The sequence below is a fragment of the Kribbella monticola genome (genome assembly GCF_003261635.1).
In the GTDB taxonomy this organism is placed as follows: Bacteria; Actinomycetota; Actinomycetes; order Propionibacteriales; family Kribbellaceae; genus Kribbella; species Kribbella monticola.
On the sequence record NZ_QFXK01000031.1, the window covers coordinates 273,162 to 300,150 of the forward strand.

Consider the following 26,989-nt stretch of genomic DNA (forward strand, 5'->3'; position numbering starts at 1 on the left):
TGCTGTGACATCCGGACCACCTCGCCGACTGTGACATTGGTCCGGAGGTGCCTTCGGTCTGGAAGTGCCTTCGGTCCGGCAGCGCCATCGGTCCGGAGGTGCCATCGGTCCGGAGGTGCCATCGGTCCGGAGGTGCCATCGGTCCGGAGGTGCCATCGGTCCGGAGGTGCCATCGGTCCGGAAGCGCCTTCGTCCCCGGGGAGTCGACGGGTCGACGGTTCGTTCGGACGGGCGCTGGTCCGGATGTCACAGCACGGCCGGCCACCTTGTCTCGTTACCGACAGCACACCCTGGATCGAGGAGACACGATGGATTTACAGCTGACCGGCAAGACCGCTCTGGTGACCGGCGCGAGTCGGGGCATCGGCCTGGCGATCGTGCGGGCACTCGTCGCAGAGGGAGCAACGGTCATCGGCTGCGCTCGCACCATGTCGAGCGAGCTCGCCGACAGCGGCGCCCAGGCCGTCCTCGGTGATCTGTCCACCGCGACCGGACCGTCCGAAGTGGTCCGGACGGTGCTCGAGCAGCACGGAGACCTCGACATCCTGATCAACAACGTCGGCGGCGGTGACGCTGCCGACCTGCGGGGCTTCTTCGACTACGACGACGGCCTGTGGCACAAGGCTCTCGACCTGAATCTCTTCGCTGCGGTGCGCACCTGCCGCGCGGCCGTCTCGAGTGTCGTACGTCGCCGCGGGGTGGTCGTCAACATCTCCTCGTTGGGAGCGCGGATGCCCCACACCGGGCCGGTCCCTTACACCACTGCGAAGGCGGCGCTCACCGCGTTCAGCAAGGCGCTCGCCGAGGAGCTCGGTCCGCAAGGCGTCCGGGTCGTCACGGTCACGCCTGGGCCTACCCGCACACCCGTGTGGACCGAGCCGAACGGAATCGGCAGCATGCTCGCGGCGGCGCAGGGAATCAGCCACACCGACCTGCTCACACGACTGGCGTCGGACTCGGGCATCGTCTCCGGACAGCTCGTAGAACCCGAGCACGTCGCCTCGCTGATCGCCTACCTCGCCTCACCACCCGCCGCCAGCATCACCGGACAGGACTACCTCGTCGACGGCGGCGCCCTCAAGTCCACATGAACCAACGTGCCGAGATACCTGCTCACGCCTAGGTCAGGCGCAAGGATGCAGCCCTGGGGCAGTTGTCTGAGCAAGACGGCGCCTGGCGAATCACACCACCCAGTCGCACGGTCGACTCACGGCGCTGGCAACTCGGTTGCTTTCGTCGAGCCGGCGACGGAGGCGCGCCGGTGATGGCATTGTCCAGCGGAGAGCCTGCGGCCCGGGTGGGTGGGGGCTGGCGGCGAGCGAGCGACGCATAAGCGAGCGTGTCGCGGACGTGGGGCGTAGTTGCCAGTACAAAGGCGAAGGCCTGGACCGTATGGTCCAGGCCTTCTTGGTAGTCCTGAGGTCGCTAAACCTCAACGCCCAGTTCTCGCTCCCACCGCCTACCGGTCGCCCCCAGAATCCACCCCGGTCGGCCCGTAGACGACGAATCACACAGAGTCTTCGGGACGAGGTCGTCCCTCTCTACGCATCAGGTCAGACGGCTTTGGAGATCGCAGAGCACTGCGGGATCGGGAAGACGACAGTGCTGAAGATCCTCAAAGAGGCCGGCACCGGGGTGCGCCCTCAGGGCAAGCATCGGCATTAGGCCGCCAGGTCGTCACCAACACAGGTGAGTACTGAAAGTGAACAAGATGCACCCGTCACACTCAGTTGCCCGCCACGGTCGCAATTGGTGATCGTCAAGAACGTGTCGTGACCTACACCAACGAGCCAGCACCGGTACCGGCTCGCCCACGCGCTTGGAGCCCTCAGGTCATCGGCTTCCAGTCGAGCCACGGTCGTGGCCCGTGCATCAAGCAACGCCGTCCACTGAGCCGCGATGAAGCACCTTCGGTAGTGTCGCGGCGTGACGGCTGATGGCGGTACGGAATCCACCCTTTGGAAGATCCATGGTGAGCGGCTGATAGACGACACCCGCCGGCTGCGGTTGAGCATCGCGTCCGTCGAGCTACCCGATGGTGTCCGGTTCGAGCAGTACGTCCTGCGGATGCCCAAGGCCGCCATGATGGTGGTGCTCGATGACAGGCAAGAGAACGTGTTGATGATGTGGAGACACCGATTCATCATCGACCGCTGGGTCTGGGAGCTGCCGGGCGGCTATGTCGATCCTGACGAGGATCCAGCGGTGACGGCGGCGCGGGAGGTCGAGGAGGAGACTGGCTGGCGCCCGCGGAACGTCAAGCCGCTGGTGTCCCTGCAGCCTTCGGTCGGCACGACGGACGCCGAGAACTTGCTGTTCGTGTCGTACGGTGCCGATTACATCGGTGAGCCGGAAGACATCAACGAAGCGGAACGGATCGACTGGGTCCCGCTGGACTCGATCCGAGAGCGCATCGACGCCGGCGAGATCATTGGTGCGGCGTCCCTCGTCGGCCTGCTGCACGTACTGGCGTTCCGGGTCGGCTGACCTGGTCCAGCGGCGACACCCCGATCTCGGTCATGCTCTGGAAGAGAGCTTTGACCGGGTTGACGTTCCTATGTGGCGCGAGGCGCGTTCCGAGGTCCTGCAGGTAACTAGTGCCGCGCATCGAGCGCACGGACGAGGCGAGTGCCGTTGCTTCCATGCCCAGTGCACTGGACTCCTCCAGCCGACGCTGGTCCGCCAGGATGGTTGCGAGCAAGGCGGTGTTGAACAGACGGCCGCGTTCGTACCCGTCGGTCATCTCGAGCGATCGCCGGGCGAAGGGTTCAGCATCCCTAGCAAGCCCGAGGTCGCGAAACGCATGTGCAAACTTCGCTGCCAGGTACGCGTGGTCAAAGTACGTGAGCCAGTCTGGTCGCGCTTCGGCAGCTGACTTGTTGAACGTCTCCTCCGCGCGGCTCAGCGCGGCCAGACAGCCAGTCTTGTCGCCCTGCAGCGCGAGGCCATGGGCTTCCATGACGGCTGCCTCGGCCTGGAGGATCTTTGAGCCAGATCGTTTCGCGCTGTGCTGGGATGCGAGCGCCAGGTCGACGGCGCTGTCGGGTGCGCCATGGAATGCCGCCTGATGACTCATACCAGCCAACATCTCGCTCGCCAGTCTCTCATCGTCGGCTTCATGGCAGAGACGCAGCGCCTGACGTAGATGAGTGTGACCGTCTGCATGGTGGCCGGTGTCGTACGCCATCCAGCCGGCCAAGTGGTGGAGTTCGGCGGCGGCCGCGAACAGCTCAGATCGACCTCCACCAGTGGTGCTCTCCTGCAACAGCGGTGCGACCGTCGAGTTCAGATATGAGGTCACGACCGAACGGCTGTGGCCACCGCCGTACCGGTTGTCGAGGCGGCGGAAGACTTGCGTCATCTCGCGAATCTCGGCGCTGGCGTCAGGTCTTTCACGGCTCCTGCGCTGGTTCGGGTTGGGCACGGTGCCTACCAACAGGCTGGCGCCCACCGCCGTGAGGCCGGCGCCGGCCGACTTGATGAACTGTCTCCGATGCACTCCGTCTCCTTCGGCAGGTGGTCGAGCCTGCACGATAGAGCCGTGGTCGGCTGCCAGATATGTGCCGACGCCATCGTGACCTTCGTCGTAGGCGCCCGATGCGTGGGACGCTGCCAGAGCAACTCGCTCGCCATGGCCAATGGGCCGAGCTGTGAGGCTGAACCACAACAGCTGCTCGGGGATATGCAGGGCCCGAGCCCAGCGGTCGAGCTTGTCGAGGTCCCGCACTGCCGTCGAGCTGCGCTCGATCCGGCTCACCTGCCCCTGGGTGAGTCCAAGCCACTGGCCGACGAGTGCCTGCGTCGGTTCGGGTCGCTGGAGCTTGCGGTAGGCCAGCAGTAGCTTGCCAAAATGTCGCTCAGCGGCAGCTTCGGCAAGAGCGTCAGCCTGCCAGAAGTCAGCTGACAGGCGCGGTGCCTCTTGGATGAACTCGGGAGCACGCCGCTGGCACGGTCCACACTGGTCACCGTCGTTGTCCGCTGCCAGGTATGCACCGCATGAAGGACACAGCCGCCGCTGGGAGCGCGTCACAGGGTCAACACTACCCGTGACGATCTGTCGGTATGCATAGCATGCATATCCCGCCGCCCATATGTATCGCCGACGTTTCCCACCACCCAGCGTCATTGGATGGTTGTCCTCCGATAACCGACCTAATCGAACGGGACGTGGGCTAATGCACCACCTGATATGGGGCTTATGGATCGCCGCAGCCGCCGGTTACGCGGGCATCGTCCGCGACATCGTTCGGGAGGTGCGCGGCGAATGAGCACGCTCACGGGCATACCACTGCCAACCGACCGCTGCGTCCGAGTCTGGTTCGGTGAACACGTCATCGCGGAATACACCGATGAGCCGGAGGCCGCTATGAAGTACCAAGCAGCGATGACCCGGCGCTTTGCCAGCCTCCGCGTGACCATCGAGCCGGCGGTGCGCGATGTTGACCTTTCATGAGCCTCGGGCGTCGCATAGCTTCTTGGCGCGCCTAGTTGTGGAAGCGGCTCAACGACGCCTTTCGACGGTGGCGGGACGAGTGAGTGCGTACGACGAAGATTTCACCAAGCCGCTCCTACTTGGTTACCTCCGGCGCGACCTGCTCGTCACGGATGGCCAAGTCAGCCAACTGGAGCGACAGATGGCCGAGTTCGCTCAGAAGGAGAGCTTCTCGATGGGCTTCACCTATGTAGAGGAGCCGGGGACGTCTCCGGCCGCATTTGAAGCCCTATTCGAATCGGTCAAGCGCTACGAGGTCACAGCGGTTGTACTGCCGAGCCTGCTGCACCTCGCCGTCCTCGGACCGTCGCATGACATCCGGAACAGCTTCGAGCGCGCAACAGGCGCCCGAGTGCTCCTGCTGGACTCCCAATGATCTGACGGAACCGGGGCCACTCCTCACCTCTTACAAGGGGGCGGACCATGCTCACCGCCCTGGCGCCGGTTCCGTCTGCAAGTCGTCCATGTCTGAGTTCCCCGACCCCTGTGGTCCCGTGCTGGCTCAAACAGGGACCCAAATTCCGGCTGGCGTACGTACTGGAGTTCCGCCTGCGTGCGCCAGCCGATCCACCACCAAGGCTCAGGACGCAGACCTCGGGGAAGCCCCGCCGTCCCTGGCCATCTATCAGCGGCCGACGAGGGATGGCGCGTGGGCTCATTTCATTGATCGCTCCCAGAAGTGAGGCAACCCCGATATGTCCCAAGTCGAACAGATGAAGATGCAGCTCCACGGCCTAGCCGACCAGTCGCGCCAAGGAGCTGCCAGCCTGGCCGGGTTCAAGCAACGTTTCGAACAGTCGAGCCAGCAGGTACAGGCCCTGATCCGTGGCTCGGCCACCGGCGCGGACCGCGACATCTCCGCGGTACTCGAGGCGGCGGGAAAGTCGGTTGAGCAGGCCGTCCAGGCGCTTCAGATTGCCGAGTCCGGCTGCCGCAGCTACGCCAACCAGATCTAGCCGGCGCAGGCATCAGACGTGCCCTCCGACCTGCAACGTGTTGCCCAGCAGTTGCTGGCGACCCTCGACGAGATCCCGCGAGTGGTGGCCTACCTGCATGATCGCGCCGGCAAGTACCGCGAATCGGCGGGGTGGATCGGTGGCATGAGCAACAACCCGAGTGCCCGCATGGCCGCCGTGCAGCTGGACGAGGCAGCAGGGCGCTGCGAGGAAGCTGCGCACTACTTATCCCTCGCACAGCCGAAGGCGCGCGGCTGGGTCGAGCAGATGGTCAGCGGCATCCGTACCGCGGAACCGAACGGAGGTTCGGCTACCCGACCGCAAGATTCACCGGGCGAAAACCCACCGCATGCGGCACGTTGGCCAGACGAGGACTCGATGAAGCCGGGAGCGCAGAGGTCAGGCAAGGCCGCGGGGGCCGGCGATGAGCCGAGTCCACGGGACGTCCCGCCGATGCCGATAATGAGCGGTGATGAGGTCCGACGCCTCGCCGAACGGCTGCCCGTACGGAAGCCCGGCGACAAGACCCGGGGCGTTTGGCGGGACAAGGATGGCATCGAGCATGATCTGATAAGTGGCCGACATGAAGATGACTTCCACGCCGCTCAGCGGCACGCCGAGAGGCTAGGACTGGTCCGTGCACCCCACGGTCTTTCAACCGCCGCTGACGTCGAACTCAAGTTCGCGATGCGTATGCGCCGCGAAAACATCAAGCAGGCAGAGATCGTGATAAACAACTATCCATGCGAAGGTCAACTCGGCTGCGACGAACTACTCGATCAATTCTTACCGCCTGGCGCCATCCTAACGGTGCACGGGCCAGCCGGGTTTAAGCAGACCTATCCAAAGAATCCGCCAGAGTGATTGGAACGATTACGGTGCAGACAGCGAAAGCCTATTACAAGCGCGGCCACGGGGCGGATCCGGTCCTCGTCAACGACGCAGAGGCGGTCGACCGGCTGATCGATGAGCTCGTGAATGAGTCGTGGGAAAACTCGGTAGCGGCCGTGTACGTCGACGGCCGCCTGAACCAGGCTGGCGTACCCGATCATGAGTTGCTAGTCGCTGTCGACTACGAAGACAAGACAATGGGCGCTCTGCGCTACATGGGTGGCGATGGTACATATTTCAGCAATGGAGGCGGTAACGACGACACAACGGTGTTGTACTACTACATGGGGAGCGACCGTGAGTTCCCTCGTACGGCGATACTGCCAATTGCAGACGTTTGCGCGGCGGTCAAAGAGTTTCTCAGCAGCGACGGAGAGCTCCCCACCGGAGTCGAATGGCAAGAATAGCCGCTCAGCATTGCCTGCTCATTCCCCGCACGGTGTTACTCACTGCCGCGCGGTGGTCACCAAGTCCCGTGCGTATCCGCTCGATGACGTGAAGAAGAATGCCCAAACGCCCATCAGCAATGCGAAGAACCCGTTGGACTCAGCCATACCGAGTGTCCAGTATTCGTAGTGGGTGAGCGCCATGAGTAGAACGAGCAATCCCGTGAAAGCCACGAGTACTCCGAGCCCGATTGCCAACCAGGGCAATATTACGAGCGGCGTCTTTCCTGGATCGGCGACCAGGCTGACGAGGTCGAGAATGGCTACAAGGGTAACCGCCACTTGTACGACCAACAGCGAACCGGGGCTCCAATGGTCATAGCTGAAGATCAACCTAAACATGTGCCCGAGCTCTGTGGGCGGGCCGGAGCGCTTCGGCGCCATCGCTAGGAAGACCTGTCCTATTAGGTAGGTTGTTGCGATCAGTCCGGTCTGGACGAAGACAACGCTGACGAGGTGCCATCCTCGTCCGCGCTGGAGAACCGCGGTGGCACCTTGGAGCACCTGGCTGCCGCGTCGAACCGCCGTCCGTGCGGCACCAAGCCAGGACAGCAGCGAGAGGAAAAGTGCAGCGACTCCGCTGATCAGCGCGAGCGAGCGGCTCGAGGCTCTTCTTGCCTGCCACATAAGTTTCGTAGTCGCCTCGACGCTGATCTTTGCCCGCCGCAGCCGGAGCGAGGTCGTGAGCTGGCCGCCATACGAAGCCACGGCTGACGTGGAGCACCTCGCCGGGCTCTGGGTCCTAGAAGCTGCGATCGTCGCGACCAGTGGTGTGGCCAAACTGATGGCTGTGGCGATCACGCGCCCAGATGATCCCGCGAACAGCACCCCCGAACCCGTGCGCGTCACGGAGAGTCTTGTAGTCGGGGCCGTGATGCCTCCACAACCGTTCGTCCAGTGCAGCAATCCACCACGTTGCCTCGGCCATCGAGGCGTAGGCGACGGGCCTGGCAGACGCGTCGTCCCGAAAGGGTGATCGCACCTCTCGGTGACGTTCGTTGGCGCCCCCAAGGGCAGCCAGGGCCCACGACAACGTGGTGATCTCATCGACGGTAGATAGTTCGACGACCAGGCCATGAACGGTGGGCTGAGCAAGAAGGTGCGCGCGATCGCGTCGCCCGGGTCGTGCGAGCGACGGGCAGTACAGCTGGGCGGCGCTGGCGACCTGGTCGCCTTTATTGAGCAGGCGACGGAGGAGTCTGCGGCCCGGGCGGGTGGGAGCCGACGGCGAGTGAGTGACGCAGGAACGAGCGGGCCGTGGGCGTGGGCGTGGGCGTGGGCGATGCGCCATAACACAAGGCGAAGGCCTGGACCGTATGGTCCAGGCCTTCTTTGGTAGCGGGGGCAGGATTTGAACCTGCGACCTCTGGGTTATGAGCCCAGCGAGCTACCGAGCTGCTCCACCCCGCGCCGTTGTGTCTTTAGTTTAGAGGATCCTGGCCGTGCATCCAAATCGAGGGCTGGTGAGTCTGGTTGGCGGGAAAATTTGTGTTGCTGGGGGCGGGGATGAGCGTAGCGTCCGGCTATGGGGAGAGTTGTGGTGCGGCCGTTCGAGGCGGCTGATTTGGTGGGGGCTGCGCGGTTGCTGGCGGAGCGGCATGCGCGGCATCGGAGCCGGCATCCGTTGTTGCCGGCCGAGTATGAGGATCCTGAGCTCGCTCGGGTCGAGGTCAATGCCGCGTGGCAGACGGAAGGCGCTTCGGGCGCCGTGCTGGTCGAAGGCGACGAGATCACCGGGTACTTGCTCGGGGCACCGAAGCCCGGAGCTGTGTGGGGACCCAACGTCTGGGTGGAGCGCGCGGGCCATGCGGTGCGCGACCCGGAGCAGGTGCGGGATCTGTACGGCGCTGCGGCGACCAGGTGGTACGAGCAAGGGCTGATCGCACACTACGCATTGGTGCCCGATGAGCCGGAGTTGGTCGATGCCTGGTTCCGGCTCGGATTCGGTTCGCAGCACGCACACGCAGTACGGGCGGTGCCTAGTACTCCGTATGCCGAGCACCCGGGATTGACCGTACGGCGTGCTGGGCGCGGCGACGTCGCAGTGCTGGCTGAGCTTGATCTGGTGTTGCCGCAGCATCAAGGACAGTCACCGGTGTTCTCGGCCGGCGAGGTGCCGACGCTGGAAGAGGCACTGGCGGACTGGGAAGAGTCGATCGACGATCCGGCGTATATGACATTTGTTGCCGAGCGCAACGGTCGGGTAGTCGGTACGTCGATCGGCTGCTCGCTGGAGAAGTCCAGTGCGCACGGTGGACTCGCTCAGCCTGACAATGCCGGGTTTCTCGCCTACGCGGCCGTCTTCCCTGACGCCAGAGGGTACGGGGCGGGGCGGGCGCTCGGCGAGGCGGTGCTGAACTGGGCAGCTGAGGTCGGGTACGACAGCGTCGTGACGGACTGGCGGGTGACGAACCTGTTGAGTTCGAGGGCTTGGCCACGACTCGGCTTCGTCCAGACGTTCCATCGACTGCACCGACTGCTCGGATACTGAATCAGACGCTCCGCATACGGGCGTTCACGGTGAGCTATTGCTCTCGCGGACAGTGCATGCTGAAATCCTCTCAGTAATCGCTTCCTATGGGGGGGAATCCGATGTCCAGATCGCTTTTGCCTGCCCGCTTCGCGGCCTGTCTGCTGATGCTGGCAACACTTCTCACCGTCGTCGGTCCTGCTGATGCCTCTGTCCCGGATCGCAAAGCCTGGGTGCTGTGGAACCAGACGGCGGCCGCTCCGGTTGCCTTCGGCACCTGGCCGGCCAGTACGACGGTGGTGCCGATCGGCGTGGGCCGGTATCAGGTCAAGTTCCCGGGTCAGGGCGCAGCCAACGGCGTCGTGCATGTCACCGCGGTCAACACCGCGCCGCATTGGTGCCAGGCGGAGACCTGGTTCCAGTCCGGCGCGGACGAGTTCGTCAACATCCGCTGCTATCGCGTCGGTGGGGCGCTGGATCCGTCCAGCTTCAGTGCCTTCTTCGTCCGGGCGTCCGCCGGACCGTCCTCAGGTCCTTTCGGGTACGTCGACTCGGCCGCGTCCGGTGCGCTTGTCAGCCAGTTCAACTCGACAGGCGCGCTGAACTCCTCGACACCGGGCGGCACCGGTCAGTGGCTGGTGCGGTTCCCAGGGTTGGTGACAGGTGGACAACTGGACGGCAGCCTGCAGGCGACGGCCGTCAACAGCGCGGTCGGCGCGCGATGCAAGGTGTCGACCTGGGCATCCACGGCCAGCGGTCAGGACGTCAAGGTGCTTTGCTTCGACGCCGCCGGCGCGCTCCTGAACACCAGGTTCACGCTGACCTATCAGTACAAGGTCTCCCTCTACGGTGCAGCGATCCCGCCGAAGTACTTCGGCTACTTCCTGAACCAGCCTCCGGCCGGACCGCCCACCACGAACCTGAACTCCGTCCTCGGTCTCGGCGCCAACACGATCCTCGCGGCCGGCCCCGGACTGTCGATGGTCACCTTCCCGAAGATCGGCTTCACCCAGAACACCGTCCAGGTGACGGCCTACGGCGCGAACTCGAACTTCTGCGGATTGAACACCTTCTGGACCAACACCACCGGACCCGATCTGATCGTCCGGGACGTCAACTGCTTCACCAACTCGGGCGCGGCAGTCAACACCGGCTTCACCGTGAGCGCGAACTCCATCCTTTGATCGACCCCGCCTGCCGCTGACCCATGCCCGGGTCAGCGGCAGGCCGCACAAATCAGGAGGACGAACTCTCCGGGTGGAAACCGGCCGCTGTCGTCAGCAGGTCGTCCTCACTGAAGCGCGAGCGATCGATCGACACCTCGGCCGCGAGACCAGGTGAGATGAAGTAGAAGACATGGTCCGTGGCCAGATACCCGTCGTACTCCCCGATGGTGACCGGTGTCAGCTTCCACTCGTCCGGATCTTGCTCGTGGTACTCCGTCAGGAAGTCGCGGAGCTCGCTGAGGTCGGTCAGCTTGTCGCCCCGGATCGTCTTGACGGTCAGGTCCACCACGGTGGCACCGTCCTGGTCCGGGCCGGTTTCCCAAACCCTGCTGTGGAAGGCGACGTCCTCCCACTCGTACTCGAAGTCGCTCGGCGAACCGATGCCGCCGGGCAGCCGGTCGATGACGAATCCGTCCAAGGTGCACGCCCTCTGCTGAGTCGATGGAGGAGCCTGATGGAAGCCGGACCCCGGATCCATGCCGACTGCTGACGCGGGAGAGGCAACCACCGCGGTGACAGTGGCGGCACCGATCAGGCCGCTGCCGACGATACGTCGGGTCACTCGCGAGGCGCGGGACCTCGTAGTACGGGCTGGGGTGGAGTGGTGCGACATGGCTGCCTCCTCGGCGGAACCGGCGCCTGCCCTGCTGCAGGCGTCCTTTCTTGCCTGAGAAGATGCCGCGAACCAGGCCGCTTCCGGCGACCGGTTTCGGAGCTGTGGACAACCGCACACGAGCCCCGCACCGAACAACGGTGCGGGGCTCGTGAGCAGCAAACAATCAGCCGGTCGGCGACGTCGGCGGACTCGTCGGCGGAGTGGCCGGCGTGCCACTAGGAGTACCGGTCGGAGTCGGCGTCGGAGTCGGCGTCGGCGTCGGAGTCACCGCGGCGTTCGCCCGGTCGATCGCCGCCTTCATCTTGTTGACCTGACTCTGGTAGCCGGCCAGGTCTCCGCGCTTGAGGGCTGCCTGCGCGTTGTCCCAGGCCGCCTGCGCCTCGGCAAGCGCCTGCTTGACCGTCGGGTTCGCCGGCGGATTGTCGGGCTTGGTCCCGTTCGGATCCGGCTCGCCGGTGTTGACCTCGGTATTGAACACCTTGGTCAACGCCTCCTGCAGAGTCGCGCCGAAGGCCACCCGGTCGCCGAAGCTCACGAGCACATACCGCAGTACCGGATAGCTACCAGCGCCACTTGTCCGGACCGAATAGACCGGCTGCACATAGAGCAGACCGCCGCCCAGTGGCAACGTCAGCAAGTTGCCGTACTGCGCCCTTGCGCCACTGCTCGGCTGGTTGATCGGCAACAGCGCCGCTCTGATCGCGTCGTCGGTCTGGAACTTGTTCGCCACCTGTCCCGGACCGGGGATCTGCACGTTGCCGGGCAATCGGAGGATCCGGAACTGCCCGTAGTCCGGCGACGAGGCCTCCGAGTCGACGGCCATGAACGCGGTCAGGTTCTCCCGTTCGGCGTTCGGTACGTAGACCGACGTCAGCGAGAACTTCGGATCCGTCTGACCCGGCATCCGCAACGACAGGTAGAACGGCGGCTGGGAGACCGGCGTGGAATCCGCGGAGGCGGCGCCCTGGGTCGGGTCGACCGGCACCCGCCACAGGTCGCTGTTCTGGTACCACGTGGTCGAGTCGGTCACGTGGTACTTGGCGAGCAGGTCGCGCTGCACCTTGAACATGTCCTCGGGGTAGCGCAGGTGCGACTTCAGCGAGGGCGAGATCTCCGAGCGCGGCTTGACCGTGCCGGGGAAGGCCTTCATCCAGGTCTTCAGCACCGGGTCGCTCTCGTCCCACGCGTACAGCTCGACCGAGCCGTCGTAGGCGTTCACGACCGCCTTCACCGAGTTGCGGATGTAGTTGATCTGCTCGCTTGGCTGCTGCGCGATCGTGCCGCGGCCCGTGGTGGTGTCGCGGGTGCTGTCGTCCAGCGCGACCTTCTCGGAGTACGGGTAGTTCGCCGAGGTGGTGTAGCCGTCGACGATCCAGACCACCTGTCCGTCGACGACGGCCGGGTACGGGTCGCCGTCCGGGGTGAGCCAAGGCGCGGCCTTCTCGACCCGCTCGCGCGGCGTCCGGTCGTACAGGATCTTCGACTCCGGCGTCACCCGGCTGGACAGCAGGATGTTCGCGTCGCGGAACTTGGTGGCGTAGAGCAACCGGTTCCCGAACGAGCCGACCGGTACGCCACCCTTGCCGGCGTACGTGTTCAGGGTCGGATCGCCGCCGTTCTTGCCCTCCGGGGTGTCCAGCTCGACCGGTTGCCCGTTCTTCGAGCCGCCGACGATGGAGTAGTCCGGGGACTGCTCGCCGAAGTAGATCCGCGGTTCGTAGTCACCGAGCTGGCCGGTCGGCGGCAGGTCCTTGGAGGACCACACCGGCGTACCGTCGGAGGCGCGCTGGTTGCCGTTGGCGGCCACCACGCCGAAACCGTGGGTGTAGACGGTGTGGTCGTTGTTCCAGTTGCGCTGGCCGGCCGGCAACCGGTCGACCTGCACCTCACGGACCGCGATCACGGTGTCGCGGACCTGGTTGCCGATCTTGTAGCGGTCGACGTCCAGGTCGGTCGGGAACGAGTAGAAACCCCGGACCTGCTGCAACTGCTCGAACGTCGGGCCGACCACCGTCGGGTCGATCAAGCGGATGCCGGGCAGCACCTCGGCGTCGGCCGCCAACTGGTCCGCCTGGGCAGTCGTCTTCGCCTCGTAGTTGATGACCTTGGTGTTCTCCAGGCCGTACGCCTGCCGGGTCGCTTCGATGTTCTTGGTGATGTACGGCGCTTCCTTCACCGGCTCGCTCGGACGCACCCGCAGCTGCTGCAGCGAAGCCGGCCACAACGCGCCGAGCAGGATGGCCGACAGGATCAGTACGACGGTGCCGACGCCGGGCAGCAGCCAGGTCTTGCGGACCACGTTCGCGAAGAACAGACCGGCACACAGGACGGCGATGACCGCGAGGATCTCCTTGCTGGGCAGGACCGCATGATCGCCCGTGTACGAGATGCCGGTGAACAACCGGCTGTCCGCGGTGGTCTGGCCGAACCGGTCGAGCCAGTAGCTGAAAGCCTTCAGCAGCACGAGAAGACCGAGCAGTACGGAGAACTGCACCTGGGCCGCGCCGGAGGCCTTCTGCCCCTTCGCGGACGGGCGGAACCCGCCGTACAGGTAGTGGGTGATGATCGCGGCGACCAGCGACAGCAGGACGATCGAGTAGCCGAAGCCGAGCAGGACGCGCAGCCACGGGTAGTCGAAGACGAAGAACGAGATGTCCTTGTTGAAATGCTTGTCCGTGACGCCGAACGAGGTCCGGTTCTTCCATGCCAGGAAGACCTTCCACTCCCCCGACGCGGCCGAGCCGCCGAAGACGAGCATGAGGGTCGCCAGCACTCCGACGGCGATCTTGCCGCGCTGCTGGAGCAGTTCGCCGTACCGCTCGAAGCCGGGGCTCGGCGAGGGGGCGAGCGCGACTCGCGGGCGGGTCCGGAAGGCGACGACGACGTTCGCGACAACGGCGACCGCCATCAGCAGGCCGACCACCACGAACAACAGCACCCGGGTGCCCAGCACGGTGCTGAAGACCGAACCGAGGTCGACCGACCGGTACCAGAGGCGTTGGGTCCAGACGTCGGTGAAGACGCTGAACAGGATGAGCAGCACGATCAGGGTGGCGATCGTGGGCAGCAAGGCCCGGGGCCGCTGGCCCGGCGTTCGCCGGGACCGGCGCGGCTCCTCCGGCATGTCGTAGACGCCGTCGCTCATGATCGGTTCTCCTCGTCGTCACTGCTGCCGTCGACCCCAGCGCCACGAGCGGGACCAGTGCCCGTCGAAGGCTCGAATGTCAATGACAGTACTTCGCAAAGCGTGGGGACCAAGTCGACACCGGTGAGTACCGCGCTGTCTTCGTCATGGGTGCGCAGCCGAACAGCCCCGAACCGGTCGCCCTCGCGCAGTACTGCGGCGACCATCCGTACTTCGTGACGACGTGGATCGCTGCCTGCGAGGCGGGCCAGTTCCGCGTCGGACTCGGCGTCCGCCAGGCCGGATTCGGCCGCGGCGGGGAGGACGATCCGCTCGACGACCAGGGCACAGCCACTGACGCCGTCCGGCCACTCGATCTGCGCCAGCGCGTCGGCCAGGTTCTCGTCGTCCATGCCACCGGGCAGTTCGCCCTGGGCGACCGGGGTGAGCGGCTGGGCGGCGTCGTCCGCGCCGAGCTGGGCCGCGAGTTGCGGTTCGGCGCGGAGCAGGTCTTCGGTCGGGACCAGCGCGAACAACTGCGCCGGCTGGTCCCAGCCCGCACTGCTGACGTGCTTCTCGATCTCGATCACCGCCTGACTCAAGGCGCCTGCTGCCGAGTCGCGGGGTTCTTCGTCAGGTCCTACGGAGTGCATGCCGGGACGTCTCCAGTTCCACTGGCCAGTGCCTTCAAAGCGCCGATTGCCTCGTGCAGGGTGGTGATCTTCACCAGCCGGATGTCTTTGACGCCCGCGTGCAGAGCGGCCGCGCAGTTCGGTTCCGGGACCAGGAAGACGGTGGCGCCGGCTGCCTTGGCGCCGGCGATCTTCTGCTGGATGCCGCCGATCGCGCCGACCTGGCCGAGCGCGTCGATGGTTCCGGTCCCCGCGATGTGCTTGCCGTTCAGCAGCGCACCCGGGGTCAGCTTGTCGTAGATGGCCAGCGCGAACGCAGTACCGGCGCTCGGGCCGCCGATGTCCTGGCCGAGGTTGACGCTGACCTTCACCGCGGAGTCGACACCGATCGTGATCCCGACCATCGGCCGGCCGGCGTCGCCCGGGGTCGCGGCGGCCTTGACCACCACGGTCTGCTCCGCGCCACCGCGACGGATCAAGAAGGAGACGTCCTCGCCGACCTTGTTCTTCCGGACCAGCTCACCGACCTGCGGGACCTGGCTGACCGCGACGCCGTCGACCTTCAGCACCACGTCGCCGGGCTTGAGCTTGCCGTCGGCCGGGCTGCCCTTGGACACCGTCGAGACCTTCGGGTGGAACGGCACCGGCACCTCTTGCAGCGCGGCAGCGACGGCGCTGTCCTGCGAGCCCGTCATCTCCGCGGTGTTCTGCTGCTCGACCTCGTCCGCGCTCTGCGCCGGCGGATAGATGATGTCGCGCGGGAACAGGTCGTGGTGCGGGTCGAGCCAGTTGCGCATCGCCTGCGGCAACGTGAGGTCACGGTCGGGCGAGGTCACCGACACTGTGGTGAGGTCCAGCTCGCCGGTGGTCGGGTACGTCTCGTGACCGGTGATCTCGATCACCGGCTTGCTCTTCGACTGCCCGAGCGTGTTCTTCACCGGCCCCGGGCTGAAGGAGACGAACGGCACCGGGAAGACGGTCACCAGTCCGAGTGAAAGGATGAGCACGACGATCGAGGTGACCAGCGTGGCGGTACGACGTGTCACGAACCCTGCCCTGCGATCTTGAACTTGTGGATGAGGCCCCGCAGCCCTGCTCGCGGTACCGGAGTGGCGAGCGGTCCGGGGGCCGCCACCGCCTCGTTGAAGCGGCGGAAGTCCTCCACCGACGCGAAGGCACCGCCGGAGCGGCGCGGGCCGCGACTGCGCCCACGCCAAACCGCCCAGCACATCGCCAGTACGGTGGTCACCAGCGGGAACGCCAGCCACGCCAGGACCTTCATCGGGCCACCTTCATGCGCCCAGCGTACGGGTCAGCAAGTACCGACCCACTCGCTCGCACCATCGGTGAAGTGCTGGTGTTTCCAAATCGGAACCTCGGCCTTGAGGTCGTCGATCAGCCGGCGGCAGGCGGCGAAGGCCAGCTCGCGGTGCGCGGCGGCGACACCGACGATCACCGCGGCGTCGCCGATCTCGAGCGGACCGGTCCGGTGGACGGCGGCGAGCGCGATCACCGCCGGGTCGGCACAGATCCGCTCGGCTACGTCGCGCAGGTGCTTGAGCGCTTCGGGGTGCGCCTCGTAGGTCAGCTCGTCGACCGGACGGTCGTGGTCGTGGTTGCGGACGGTGCCGATGAACAGCGCGGTGCCGCCGGCCGCCGGGTCGGCGATCGCGGCCAGTACCTCGTCACTGGACAGCGCCGATCCGCGGATGTCGAGCAACCTGATCGCCTCGGTCATACCTCTTCCTTACCCTCAGCCCGGCAACCTGCCGGCGTACGACGTGGGCCGCCGGCCACCCGCAGTACGGGCGTGGCAGCCCGGAGTACCGAACTTCTGCTGCGGGCGAAGTCACAGCCCGCGAATACGTTCGCCTAGGGAGGAACGGTACGCGGTAACCAGTACGTTGGACTTGTACGCCCCACTGCACAGGAAGGCCCTCCGATGAGCGACGAGCCGGACAACCCGTTCAAGGGAACTCCGTTCGAGGCCATGTTCCAGCAGTTCTCCGGTGCGGCCGGCGCGGGCGGCGCCCCCGACCTGAACGCGATCTTCGCTCAGGTCCAGCAGCTGCTCAGCGGATCGACCGACGGCAAGCCGGTGAACTGGGATCTGGCCAAGGACATCGCGCGCAAGACCGTCTCCGCCGCCGGGGACCGCTCCGTGACGCCGACCGACAGCGACCGGGTCGCCGACGCGGTCCGGCTGGCCGAGCACTGGCTCGACCCGGTCACCACGCTGCCCGAGGCGACCACGACCTCCGCTGCCTGGAGCCGTGCCGAGTGGGTCGAGAACACGCTGCCGGTGTGGCAGACCGTCGTCGACCCGGTGGCCGAGCACGTCGCCGGTGCGATGGGCGGCGCGCTGCCGGCCGAGGCTCAGGCGCTGGCCGGCCCGATGGCGGGCATGCTCCGCCAGCTCGGTGGCTCTATCTTCGGCGCGCAGGTCGGCCAGGGTCTGGGCGAGCTGGCCGGCGAGGTCGTCAGCTCGTCCGACATCGGCCTGCCGCTCGGACCGGCCGGTCAGGCGGTGCTGCTGCCGGACAACGTGGCGAAGTTCGCGGAGGGCCTCGAGCTCACCGACGAGGACGTCCGGCTCTATCTCGCGCTGCGCGAGTGCGCGCACCAGCGGCTGTTCGCCGGGGTGCCCTGGCTGCGGCAGCACCTGTTCGCGGCGGTGGCCGACTACGCGGCGGGGATCGAGGTCGACTCCGGCAAGATCGAGGCGGCCATGGCCGACGTCGACATGCAGAACCCGGAGGCGTTGCAGGAGGCGCTGGCGGGCGGGCTGTTCGAGCCCGAGGACTCCGAGCAGCAGAAGGCCGCGCTGGTTCGGCTGGAGACCGCGCTCGCGCTGGTCGAGGGCTGGGTCGACGACGTGGTCCGCGAAGCCACCAGGGAGCGGATGCCCGCCGCGGTGCAGCTCGCCGAGACCGTACGCCGGCGTCGCGCGGCGGGCGGCCCTGCCGAGCAGACATTCGCCACCCTGGTCGGTCTGCAGCTCCGGCCCCGGCGCCTGCGCGACGCGGCGAACCTGTGGGCCGCGGTACGCGATGCTCGTGGGGTCGACGGGCGGGACGAGCTGTGGTCCCACCCCGATTTGTTGCCGAGCGCCACCGATCTGGACGACCCGATCGGCTTCGCCCAGCACGCCGGCGAGCTGGCCGACATCGACATCACGGACTTCCTGCCTCCTGAAGAGGCAGCCGAAGACGCGGCCGACGAGACGGCCGGCGAGACGCCGAAAGATGACGAAGGCAACGAAGAGGGCAACGCCGGCAAGTGACGCTGCATGACGACGCCACGGCCACGCTGACCGCGTGGACCGCGCCCAACGCCGAGCAGGCTGAGCTGCGCGAGCACTATCTCAAGCACCTCGCGCAGCACGCGGACGGAATATGGCGAAGCTGCCGCCCCGAGCATCTGACCGCAAGTGCCCTGGTCCTGGATCAGTCCGGGTCCAGGGTCCTGCTCACCCTGCACAAGACGGTCGGTCGCTGGCTGCAGCTCGGCGGCCACTGCGAACCGGGCGACACGTCGCTGGCCGGTGCCGCCTTGCGCGAGGCGACCGAGGAGTCGGGTTTGACCGGTCTCGTGATCGGCCGGCAACCGCTGCTGCTGTCTCGCCATGAGCTGACCGCCGGTGGGTGCCGGGGCGCGTATCACCTGGATGTTCAGTACCTGGTGAAAACGACCGCGGGGACGGAGTACGTGGTCAGCGACGAGTCGCACGATCTGTCCTGGTTCGGCGTCGACGCGCTGCCGGACGGTGTCGACCAAACGGTCAGAGATCTGGTGAAGAGCGCCCTTTAGGGGTGTACGGACCGGTCCCTGTGGTCCGGTCCGCACACGACTACAAGTGCTTCCCCGCCCTACCGTCCCGGTCGTTGTGGTCCCCCGGGTCGTCGTCGTTCCCCGTCTCCGGAACTGCCGATCTCACCGCCCCTGAACGGCACCGACAGCTCCAGTCACGACGACGACCTCGAGGACACCCCCAGGTCCCGTTGCAGATGAAACGAGCCGGACGGCAGAAGGTGACGGCTCAAGCACCTCGAAGTACGGCGCGAGTCGAATCCCAGCCCTCCAGGCCTGGATCCAGTCGCGCAATGTCACCAGGCGATCGCAATCTGTGCCAACCGGGGCCGATCGCGACGGCGTGCCGCCGAGGCTTGAGTTGCTCCAGCTCCGGCAGCGACGTGTCGAAGGTCGGTGCGGCCGCCGAGACCCACGAGGCGACCGGGAGATTGACGCCGATGGCTACTTGGCTCCCGTCTTCGGCGGGACAGACGGCGAGGTCCGCGCTCGAAAGGGCCCGGAAGAGTTTGCCGATGAGGAGACCCGGCAGATCGGGAGCGTCGTACGAGACCGCGACGGCGGCGGCCGCCGGGCCGACACCTGACAGTGCGTCGAGCACAGGCCGGGCAGTGCCGACGGAGTACACGGGTGTGCCGGGCCAGGTCAGGGCGGAGACCTCGGCCACGGAGGCCTCGTCGCCACCAACGACGGCGACTGCCACGTCGACGCGGTCCAGAGAAGCCAGGACCTCGTAGGTGTCTTCGGCAAGCGCGAGACGCCATGCCTCAGGTGAGCGACCGGGCGGAGCCCAAGTCCCCGAGGCAGGCACGACCAGTACTACGACCCGTCGGTCCAGCGCCTGCCCCGGCGGATCCGGGTTCGGCACCGGTGGGGTGTCGGATGAGTCGTGCATCGCGGGCCTCTCGAACGGACATGTGCGGGAGACAGTAGCCGACTAGCGCTTGGCGGCCAGCAGATCGCGCTCCATCGCGGCCATGATCGCCTGGGCCCGGTTGGAGGCGCCGAGCTTTTCGTACAGGCGGGCCACGTAGGTCTTGGCGGTGGAGAGGCTGACGCAGAGCCTGGCGGCGATCGCCCGGACCGAGAGGCCCTCGCCCAGCAGCGCGAGTACCTCGGCCTCCCGGCGGCTGAGGAAGTGCTGGTTCGCGGCGAGTTCGCGGCGCTCCATCGCGCCGGCCAGACCGGTCGCGGTGAACGAGCTGGGCGCGACTGCCGCATGCCGGATGGCGGCCAGCACCTCGTCGGTCGGGGCTGCTCTCGTGACGAAGGCGGAGACACCCGAGGCCAGCGCTTCGAACATCACCTCGTCCTGGTCGTTCGAGGCCAGCAGCACGATGCCGAGGTCGGCGTACCGGCTTCTGAGCTCGGAGGCGACCTGCAGGCCGTCCGTGTCCGGCAGTACGACGTCCAGGACGAGCACGTCCGGGCGCACGGCGGCCACGATGCCCACTGCTTCCCGCCCCAGGCCGGTGCTGCCGACGACTTCGATGTCCGGTTCGGCGTCGACCAGCTCGCTGAGGCCGTACCGAACCAGTGTGTGGCCGTCAGCGACGACTACGGTGACCTGCTCGTTCATGTAGTTCCCCCGTAGACCAACCTAGATAAACCTGTCTCGCGGCGATAGAGCCCAGCAGGATCAGCCTGGACGCCACCAGGCGAGCACTGTGACCTTGCGGCGGCCGGGAACGGGTGAGGACGGGTCTGCGTCGACCAGGCCGATCTTCGCCTGCAGTGCCGGGCGGCCGCTCGGCAGGCAGAGCAACGATCGCGGGCAGACGTACGCCTTGAGGTGCAGGGCGAAGCTGAAGCCAGGTGAGTCGTCTGGAAGGTCGAACACCACACCGGTGACCTTTCCCGTCACAGCGATCTTCAAAGCACGGACCACACCACCTGCCCGGAAGCCGGTGCCGTCCGAGTCGATGGTGAGGTCCACTACGCCGTCCGGTGCATAGACGGTCCCTGCAACGGAGAACCGCCCACTGGCACGCACGAGCGCGCAGGCGCCCCCACTACCGTCGTACGGACCGTCCACGACACAACCGCTCGCCTTCCGCAGTGCGGGTGGCGTGTAGGTGAGCTCCAGCCGTACTGCGTCAATGTCCTCGACGTCCCCCGCTACTGCGAGCCCAGCGGTCAACGTCAGACTCGCCCCCGTGAACGTCCCCGCATAGATCGCCGCTGCCAACGACCCCGTCCGTGCGCTGTCCAGCGGCAAGGTCTCCGTCCCGTACGCCGATCCGCCTGGCAGGCCGCCGGCCGTGACGCTCAGGGGTTGTCCCGACCCGACATCCACGGATACCGCCAGGTTGTCGGTCGTTGCCGGATCCTTGTGCCGATGCGTGATCTTCAGCGCCGCCGACTCGAGCACGGATCCGGCAGGAACGGCACCGGCCGCGAAGCCGCTGAGCGGGAGCACAGCGCTGTCAGCAGCCTTGGTGCTCTTCCAAGTAGCGGCAACGCCGTCGACCGTCGACAGCCGACTCGGAGTCGCTGTCAGCAGGAAAGGAGTCAGCAAGGACACCGTTGTCGGCGTCAACGCGGCGCTGCCAGTCCGGTCGGTCACCACGGCGTCCCCGGAGGTCAGGCCGTACAGAGCGACGGGCGGCTTCGACGACGAGTAGCTGCCACACAGCTCGGCACGGCCGCTCCCGATGACGAGACGGCTGTCTCCGCCGAAGACGAATTGCACGCCGCCCGTGGCGCCGGTGAGCGGCGATGCGCAAGCGCCAGGAATCACCGCCGGCACGGGCGGGGTCGCCAGCGGCGTTCCGGATGCGTTCACCGGTGTCCCTGCGACCAGGTTGCCGTCGTCGACGGTCCAGACATGGGAGCCGGTGTCGAGCAACGGGTTCGCCGTGTTGTGGAAGTCGAAGTAGTAGGCGCCCGGCTTGAACCACCACGTGCTGCCGTGGCACAGGCTGTCGCCCTTCATCATCCGGCTCAGCCCGACGGCGTCGTCGTAGTACCCGGGCAGGAAGGTGACGACCGAATTCGCGGTGGTGCAGGTGGGGAGGTTCCGGTGCACAGGGGCCGAGGTCAGCGCCGAGGAGTAGCCAGGGTCGTCGCCGGCCGGAAGCGTGCCGAGGCCGAGGTTGCAGAGCGCAGTGCCGAGCAGTGTGCCCGAGCACAGGCCTCGTGCGGACACGCCACCGCTGGCCGTTAGTTGTCCCGCCGAGACGTCGACGGTGGAGTTCGAGAACACGTCGCCGTGGATCCGCAGGGTCGAATCGGCCGGTTGGTCTATTGAGAGGCCGTCCTCCCCCGGGATGCGGCCGACGGTGAGGATCGCGTTGTCGGGGCGATTGCAGTCCGACCCGGCGCACTGGACGACCACCTGCTTCGGGTCCGCAGTACAGGTGACTGCTGCGGAGTCGGGAAGGTCCAGCAGGTTCCGTGCTGGTGTGAAGGTCGGTAGCGAGAGCGTGTCCGACAGACCGAAGCAGTGCTGCCCGGACTCGCCGTTGTAGCTGCTGTTGCGCAGGTTGTTGACCGCTGCTTGCAGTGCTCCATCTGCTGTGTACGAGTTGAATGCCTGCTCACGAAGGGCTGCAGTGACCTTCTGAGCGGAGTCAGCTCTAGTCAGCAGGGCCGAGAGAGCTACCGCGACAACACTGATCACCACCAGGACCAGCAGCAGGGAAGCACCGCGCTCGTTTCTGCGACGCCTCCTCACGACTGTCTCCTCAGGCCGCTCAATGCGATCGCGTAGTCGCCGATGGTCGGCTTGTTCGCCACGAGGTGCAGCGTGATGGCGACCGGTACCGGGACTGCAGTACAGGACGTGGAGCAGGTGACCGCGACGCTCGCCGGTACGACGTTCTGTACGACCACCACGTCGCTCGCCGGGACAGTCGCCGGGCTGATACAGGTCGCCCGGTGCAGGTCTCCGCCTTGCAGGTAGTACGCGACGACCGCAGTACGCCGCGTGGCCGCGATCGACCAGTCGTCCGAGAGCAGCCGTAATACGGAGGTCGGCAGTGGGCCGCAGGTCGCGCCGCCTGCATCGGCAGCGGCGTTCAGCTGCACCGACTCCTTGAAGGGCAGCGTGGAATCGACCGCGCCGGCCGTGTAGTCCCGTAGACCAACCGCGGCCACGTCCTGGGCGAAGTAGGCGGCACCGAATTGAGCATCCTGCGCCAGATCCATCCGATCCGAGGTAGCACTCATCTCCCGGAGTGCACTGATCAGCAGGTCACCCAGTGCCAGGGTGATGACGCCCATCAATGAAATGGTGATCAGCAACTCGACCAGGGTGAAGCCGCGCTCCCCTCGCTTCAGCTGCACGGGGGATCCTCCACACCGCAGGGCCTGCGCAGTACGACGTACACGTACTCCGTGGCTCGCCCGTCCGCGCTGGTCGCCGAGACCCGGACCCGCTGTAACCCGGTGTCGAGCAGGCAGAGCGGCAACCAGGTCAGTCCAACCGACCAGTACTGCACGGACCCGGCAACAACCTTCGCCGAGAATCCCTGTGGCGCAACGAAGTCCGGAACGTTGTACGTCGACCCACAAGCCACGTAGTGGCCCGAGGCAACGTACTGCTGCAGCGCCTCGGCATAGTCGCGTACTACGACTCCCACCGTCGCCTGCTTCCGCTGGACGTCGGACATCAGCACTGTCGTGGTCAGCCCGGACATCACCGCGACGACGGCCACACCCATCAAGGCGACCGCCACCACCAGCTCCAGCAGGCTCTCCCCGTGTTCGCGCATCAGCCCCGCACCTGCCGGAACACGCCGTACATCGCCGAGACGAGGGCGACTGCCACGAAGCCGACCACCACGCCCATCACAATGATGACGACCGGCTCGAACAGTCCGATCAGCTTCTTCAGCTTGTAGTCCAGCTCGCCCTCGTAGTACTGCGCGGTGACCTCCAACTGGTTGTCCAGCGTCCCGGTCTCCTCCCCCACGCGCAGCATCTCCGCAGCAGTTGCAGGGAACAGCCCGGTAGCCGCCAACGGCTTGGCCAGGCCTTCGCCTTGCAGCATCGCCTCCAGTACGCCGGACAGCGAGTGCCGGAACACCTTGTTGGGCAGCGATCCAGTGGCGACCCGTAGCGCCTGTGGCAACTGCACGCCGGCACTGACCATCGAAGACAGGATCCGGCAGAACCGCTCCACCAGGGCGAACCGCACCGTCCCACCGATCACCGGGATCATCAGGACGAACCGGTCGCGCAGGTAGCGGCCCGCCGTCGTACCGAGCACGTAGACGAGGAGCAGGATGAACAGGCCCGTGCCGATCAGGATCGCCCACCACCAGGCGGTGATGAAGTCGGTGACGCCGAGCAGGATCCGCGTCGGCAGGGGCAGGTTCGCGCCGAGGCTGGCGAAGAACTCCTTGAATCGCGGCAGCACGAAGCCGGCCAGGACGACGATCGTCACCAGCGACATCGCCGCGACCACGGACGGATAGATCAGCGCCTGCTTGATCCTGCGACGCGCCTCCAGATCGCGTTCCAGGTAACGGGCGAGCTGCGCGAGCACGGTGTCCAGCCGGCCGCTCAGCTCGGCCGAGCGCAGGATGCCTCGGTAGAACTCGGGAAAGATCCGCGGATGCCGGTCGAAGCAGTCCGACAGCCGCTCGCCGTCGCGCAGGCCGTCCTCGACCTCGAACATCATCCGCCGCAGCGTCGCGTTCGACGACTCGCGGCCGAGGCTGTGCACGGAGTCGGTCAACGGCATCCCGGCCTGGACGAAGGCGCCCAGTTGCCGGGTGATGTGCATGACCTCCTCCGGTTTGACCCGCCGCGCGGTGATCTCGATCTGCAGCAGACCGGGCCGCTCCTTGACCCGGATCTGCCGCAGTTCCTTTTCGTACAAGGCGAGTTCGGCCTCTTCGCGGCTGTCGGCCCGAGTGGTTCCCCGGGTGGTTCTGCCGTTCGGCTCGACCGCGACGTAGGCGTATCTGGTCATCTGTCAGCTCCCGACCGTGTAGATGGACCGAAGCACCTCGGCGACTGTGGTCACGCCGGCTTGAACGAGCCTGGCGGCCTCCTCCTGCAGGGTCCGCATCCCTTCGTACCGGGCGGTCTTGCGGATCTCGACCAGCGGTGCCCGGTCGACGATCAGGTCCCGGATCGTGTCGGTCACCGCCATCAGTTCGTAGACGCCGGTCCGCTCCAGGTAGCCGGTGCCGGCGCAGGCCTCGCACCCGACTCCCCGGATCAGCCCACCGATCGGCACCGAGCTCCCCGCCGTGGCGAGGAAGGCCTGCTCGGCGGCCGGCGGTTCGTAGTACTCGCGGCACTTCTCACAGATCTTGCGGATCAGCCGTTGCGAGATGACCGCGCTGACCGAGGAGGCGACTAGGAAGTTCTCGATTCCCATGTCCAGCAGGCGATGAACCGCGGTGGCCGTGTCGGTCGCGTGCACCGAGGACAGCACGAAGTGCCCGGTGAGCGCCGATTGGACCGCGATCCGGGCGGTCTCGGCGTCGCGGACCTCGCCGACCAGGATGACGTCGGGATCCTGGCGCAGGATCGACTTCAGCCCGGTCGCGAAGGTGATCCCGGCCGCCTCGTTGATCTGGATCTGGTTGATCGAGGCGTAGGAGTACTCGACCGGGTCCTCGATCGTCATGATGTTGCGCTCGGGGGTGTCGATCTGCCCGAGCGAACCGTAGAGCGTGGTCGTCTTCCCACTCCCGGTCGGCCCGGCACAGATGACCATCCCGTACGGCGTACGCAGCAACTCGGCGTACCGGCGGGCCAGCTCGGGGGGCATCCCGAGCTGCTCGAGCCGGAACAGCGGCCGGCTCTTGTCGAGCAGCCGCAGCACGACCTTCTCGCCACCGACCACGGCCGCCGTCGAGACCCGGATGTCGACCTCGCGGTCCTCGATTCGCATCCGGATCTGGCCGTCCTGGGAACGCCTGCGTTCGACGATGTTCAGGTCGGCCAGCACCTTGATCCGGCTCACCACGCCGGGCCCGATCGAACCTGGCAGATCGAGCTGGTCGCGCAACGCGCCGTCGACCCGGAACCGGACCCGGATCCGGCTGTCGTGCGGCTCGATGTGGATGTCGGAGGCGCGGTCGCGCAGGCCCTGGGTGATGATCAGCTGCACCACCTGGACCACCGGCGCCTCCTCGTTGACCGTCACGCCGATCGGCTGCCGGCGTTCGGCGTCGTCGCGGGCCTCGAACATCCGGACCCGCTCGTCGATCCCGGCCAGCGCGTTGCGCCCGTCGACGGCGGGTGGCACCGCGGTATTCCGGCCCCGGTGCTTCATGGCCGGACGACCGATCGGGGCCGGGCCTCGATCTCGCGCGGATACGAGCTGCGCGCGACGGCGTCGTCGTACGAGATGTCGCCTGCCTGGACCAGCAGCGACAGCGACTGTTCGAGCGTCACCATGCCCTCGCGCCGGCCGGTGACGAGGGCGTTGCGTAGCTGGTGGGTCTTGCCCTCCTTGATCAGGTTTCTGATCCCGGCGTTGGCGACCATCACCTCGAACGCGGCGACCAGACCGCCGCCGGTACGGGGTATCAGGCGTTGGTGGACCACGCCACTGATTGCCGCCGACAACTGAACCCGGACCTGGGACTGCTGCTCGGCCGGGAAGACATCGATGATCCTGGCCAGGGACTGCGCGGTGTCGTTGGTGTGCAAGGTGGCGAAGACGAGGTGACCGGTTTCGGCGATCGTCAGCGCGAACCGGATCGACTCCAGGTCGCGCATCTCGCCCACCAGCAGGACATCGGGGTCTTCGCGGAGGGCGGCCCGGAGCGCGTCCGGGAACGACGCGGTGTCGCTGCCGACCTCACGCTGGTTCACTGCCGATCTGCGGTGCTCGTGCACGTACTCGATCGGGTCCTCGATGGTGATGATGTGGCAGGCCCGGTCGGTGTTGATCTGGTGGATCATCGAGGCGAGCGTGGTCGACTTGCCGGAGCCGGTCGGGCCGGTGACCAGCACCAGCCCCTGATGCAGCCGGGCGAAGGTGCCGAGGATCTGGGGTAGGCCGAGTTCCGACATGGTCGGGATACTGCGCGGGATGATCCGCAGCGCGAGTGCGGTGTCGCCGCGCTGGGTGAACGCGTTGGCGCGGATCCGCGCGTTGTCGCGCCAGGAGAAGGAGAAGTCGTGCTCGTACGTCGTCTGCCAGACGTTCGAGCGATGCGGGTTGAGGACCTCGGCGAGCATCGCGTCGGTGTCGCGCCGGGTCAGCCTCGACTGGTCGGCGACCGGCCGCAGTACGCCGTGCACGCGTAACTGGGGTGCCATTCCGACCGTGAGGAGCAGGTCGGTACCGCCGGCGTTCCAGAGTTCTTCCAACAGCAGATCCACCCGGCTACCAGGCGCGGGAACTTTCATGGAA

General features: G+C 66.6%; 27 protein-coding genes and 1 tRNA gene. 11 read left to right on the plus strand and 17 right to left on the minus strand.

Annotated features, from left to right (window positions below):
- Positions 1-308 precede the first annotated feature (308 nt).
- Both DIZ26_RS20625 and DIZ26_RS20635 read left to right on the plus strand, forming a co-directional pair.
- Complete coding sequence (locus tag DIZ26_RS20625; protein WP_112243893.1) at positions 309-1,091, plus strand: SDR family NAD(P)-dependent oxidoreductase; 783 nt, start codon at positions 309-311, stop codon at positions 1,089-1,091.
- Between the two features lie 835 nt (positions 1,092-1,926).
- On the plus strand, positions 1,927-2,487 hold the full coding sequence (locus DIZ26_RS20635; RefSeq protein ID WP_112243897.1) for an NUDIX hydrolase: 561 nt from the start codon (positions 1,927-1,929) through the stop codon (positions 2,485-2,487).
- Here the strand turns inward: DIZ26_RS20635 and DIZ26_RS37935 are convergent.
- Positions 2,429-4,030: a helix-turn-helix domain-containing protein gene (locus tag DIZ26_RS37935; RefSeq protein ID WP_198676193.1), complete on the minus strand. Its 1,602-nt coding sequence runs from the start codon at positions 4,028-4,030 to the stop codon at positions 2,429-2,431. The two genes, DIZ26_RS20635 and DIZ26_RS37935, sit on opposite strands and share 59 nt — an antisense overlap.
- 234 nt (positions 4,031-4,264) lie before the next feature.
- Here DIZ26_RS37935 and DIZ26_RS20650 point away from each other — a divergent pair, with 234 nt between their 5' ends.
- The 5 genes from DIZ26_RS20650 (at position 4,265) to DIZ26_RS20670 (ending at position 6,746) form a co-directional block, all read left to right on the plus strand.
- On the plus strand, positions 4,265-4,453 hold the full coding sequence (locus tag DIZ26_RS20650; protein ID WP_112243901.1) for a hypothetical protein: 189 nt from the start codon (positions 4,265-4,267) through the stop codon (positions 4,451-4,453).
- Positions 4,454-4,532: 79 nt separating this feature from the next.
- Complete coding sequence (locus DIZ26_RS20655) at positions 4,533-4,868, plus strand: hypothetical protein (RefSeq protein ID WP_232828485.1); 336 nt, start codon at positions 4,533-4,535, stop codon at positions 4,866-4,868.
- A gap of 337 nt (positions 4,869-5,205) precedes the next feature.
- Positions 5,206-5,448, plus strand: a complete 243-nt coding sequence (locus tag DIZ26_RS20660; RefSeq protein ID WP_232828486.1) for a hypothetical protein — start codon at positions 5,206-5,208, stop codon at positions 5,446-5,448.
- An 18-nt stretch (positions 5,449-5,466) separates the two neighbouring features.
- A complete protein-coding gene (locus DIZ26_RS20665; RefSeq protein ID WP_112243907.1) occupies positions 5,467-6,312 on the plus strand; it encodes a DddA-like double-stranded DNA deaminase toxin in 846 nt (281 codons plus the stop codon).
- Positions 6,309-6,746, plus strand: a complete 438-nt coding sequence (locus DIZ26_RS20670; protein WP_112243909.1) for an Imm1 family immunity protein — start codon at positions 6,309-6,311, stop codon at positions 6,744-6,746. Before DIZ26_RS20665 ends, DIZ26_RS20670 begins: the two co-directional genes overlap by 4 nt.
- A 39-nt stretch (positions 6,747-6,785) precedes the next feature.
- On the opposite strand, the gene DIZ26_RS20675 is transcribed toward DIZ26_RS20670, so the two are convergent.
- The gene (locus DIZ26_RS20675) at positions 6,786-7,493 is read right to left on the minus strand and encodes a paraquat-inducible protein A (protein ID WP_112243911.1); all 708 of its coding nucleotides are present in this window, start codon (positions 7,491-7,493) and stop codon (positions 6,786-6,788) included.
- Between the two features lie 625 nt (positions 7,494-8,118).
- Positions 8,119-8,195: transfer RNA gene (locus DIZ26_RS20680), tRNA-Met, on the minus strand.
- A 115-nt stretch (positions 8,196-8,310) separates the two neighbouring features.
- Here DIZ26_RS20680 and DIZ26_RS20685 point away from each other — a divergent pair.
- Together DIZ26_RS20685 and DIZ26_RS20690 are read left to right on the plus strand one after the other, a co-directional pair.
- A complete protein-coding gene (locus DIZ26_RS20685) occupies positions 8,311-9,276 on the plus strand; it encodes a GNAT family N-acetyltransferase (RefSeq protein ID WP_232828487.1) in 966 nt (321 codons plus the stop codon).
- Between the two features lie 101 nt (positions 9,277-9,377).
- Positions 9,378-10,439: a hypothetical protein gene (locus DIZ26_RS20690; protein ID WP_112243913.1), complete on the plus strand. Its 1,062-nt coding sequence runs from the start codon at positions 9,378-9,380 to the stop codon at positions 10,437-10,439.
- A gap of 52 nt (positions 10,440-10,491) precedes the next feature.
- Here the strand turns inward: DIZ26_RS20690 and DIZ26_RS20695 are convergent, their stop codons facing one another.
- From DIZ26_RS20695 to DIZ26_RS20720, 6 genes are all read right to left on the minus strand, one after another.
- Positions 10,492-11,094, minus strand: a complete 603-nt coding sequence (locus DIZ26_RS20695) for a hypothetical protein (protein WP_198676194.1) — start codon at positions 11,092-11,094, stop codon at positions 10,492-10,494.
- Positions 11,095-11,260: 166 nt separating this feature from the next.
- Complete coding sequence (locus tag DIZ26_RS20700) at positions 11,261-14,242, minus strand: UPF0182 family membrane protein (RefSeq protein WP_112243915.1); 2,982 nt, start codon at positions 14,240-14,242, stop codon at positions 11,261-11,263.
- Positions 14,239-14,874 carry a PPA1309 family protein gene (locus DIZ26_RS20705; RefSeq protein WP_198676223.1) on the minus strand — a complete coding sequence of 212 codons (636 nt, stop codon included), beginning with the start codon at positions 14,872-14,874 and terminating at the stop codon, positions 14,239-14,241. Before DIZ26_RS20705 ends, DIZ26_RS20700 begins: the two co-directional genes overlap by 4 nt.
- Entirely contained in the window at positions 14,862-15,899 is a 1,038-nt protein-coding gene (locus tag DIZ26_RS20710; protein ID WP_112243917.1) for a YlbL family protein, read from the minus strand. Before DIZ26_RS20710 ends, DIZ26_RS20705 begins: the two co-directional genes overlap by 13 nt.
- Complete coding sequence (locus tag DIZ26_RS20715) at positions 15,896-16,135, minus strand: hypothetical protein (protein WP_112243919.1); 240 nt, start codon at positions 16,133-16,135, stop codon at positions 15,896-15,898. Before DIZ26_RS20715 ends, DIZ26_RS20710 begins: the two co-directional genes overlap by 4 nt.
- Positions 16,136-16,165: 30 nt before the next feature.
- On the minus strand, positions 16,166-16,591 hold the full coding sequence (locus DIZ26_RS20720; protein WP_112243921.1) for a molybdenum cofactor biosynthesis protein MoaE: 426 nt from the start codon (positions 16,589-16,591) through the stop codon (positions 16,166-16,168).
- Positions 16,592-16,795: 204 nt separating this feature from the next.
- Here DIZ26_RS20720 and DIZ26_RS20725 point away from each other — a divergent pair, with 204 nt between their 5' ends.
- Both DIZ26_RS20725 and DIZ26_RS20730 read left to right on the plus strand, forming a co-directional pair.
- Positions 16,796-18,136, plus strand: coding sequence for a zinc-dependent metalloprotease (locus DIZ26_RS20725; protein WP_112243923.1), 1,341 nt, complete (start codon positions 16,796-16,798; stop codon positions 18,134-18,136).
- Entirely contained in the window at positions 18,133-18,663 is a 531-nt protein-coding gene (locus DIZ26_RS20730; protein ID WP_112243925.1) for an NUDIX hydrolase, read from the plus strand. The genes DIZ26_RS20725 and DIZ26_RS20730 overlap by 4 nt, the downstream gene beginning before the upstream one ends.
- A 229-nt stretch (positions 18,664-18,892) precedes the next feature.
- Here DIZ26_RS20730 and DIZ26_RS20735 read toward each other — a convergent pair whose 3' ends face one another.
- Genes DIZ26_RS20735 through DIZ26_RS20770 form a run of 8 tightly spaced genes read right to left on the minus strand, consistent with a single transcriptional unit; the run spans position 18,893 to position 26,985 of the window.
- Positions 18,893-19,558, minus strand: coding sequence for a hypothetical protein (locus DIZ26_RS20735; RefSeq protein WP_198676195.1), 666 nt, complete (start codon positions 19,556-19,558; stop codon positions 18,893-18,895).
- A 42-nt stretch (positions 19,559-19,600) separates the two neighbouring features.
- Positions 19,601-20,242 (minus strand): response regulator transcription factor, encoded by a 642-nt coding sequence (locus DIZ26_RS20740; RefSeq protein ID WP_112243927.1) that lies wholly within the window; start codon positions 20,240-20,242, stop codon positions 19,601-19,603.
- A gap of 60 nt (positions 20,243-20,302) precedes the next feature.
- Positions 20,303-22,339: a hypothetical protein gene (locus DIZ26_RS20745; protein ID WP_112243929.1), complete on the minus strand. Its 2,037-nt coding sequence runs from the start codon at positions 22,337-22,339 to the stop codon at positions 20,303-20,305.
- Positions 22,336-22,950, minus strand: a complete 615-nt coding sequence (locus DIZ26_RS20750) for a PulJ/GspJ family protein (RefSeq protein WP_232828488.1) — start codon at positions 22,948-22,950, stop codon at positions 22,336-22,338. Before DIZ26_RS20750 ends, DIZ26_RS20745 begins: the two co-directional genes overlap by 4 nt.
- Positions 22,941-23,378 (minus strand): type IV pilus modification PilV family protein, encoded by a 438-nt coding sequence (locus DIZ26_RS20755; RefSeq protein WP_112243931.1) that lies wholly within the window; start codon positions 23,376-23,378, stop codon positions 22,941-22,943. Before DIZ26_RS20755 ends, DIZ26_RS20750 begins: the two co-directional genes overlap by 10 nt.
- Positions 23,378-24,583 carry a type II secretion system F family protein gene (locus DIZ26_RS20760; protein ID WP_112243933.1) on the minus strand — a complete coding sequence of 402 codons (1,206 nt, stop codon included), beginning with the start codon at positions 24,581-24,583 and terminating at the stop codon, positions 23,378-23,380. Before DIZ26_RS20760 ends, DIZ26_RS20755 begins: the two co-directional genes overlap by 1 nt.
- A gap of 3 nt (positions 24,584-24,586) precedes the next feature.
- Positions 24,587-25,900: a GspE/PulE family protein gene (locus DIZ26_RS20765; protein ID WP_112243935.1), complete on the minus strand. Its 1,314-nt coding sequence runs from the start codon at positions 25,898-25,900 to the stop codon at positions 24,587-24,589.
- Positions 25,897-26,985 carry a type IV pilus twitching motility protein PilT gene (locus tag DIZ26_RS20770; protein ID WP_112243937.1) on the minus strand — a complete coding sequence of 363 codons (1,089 nt, stop codon included), beginning with the start codon at positions 26,983-26,985 and terminating at the stop codon, positions 25,897-25,899. Before DIZ26_RS20770 ends, DIZ26_RS20765 begins: the two co-directional genes overlap by 4 nt.
- Positions 26,986-26,989: the final 4 nt, after the last annotated feature.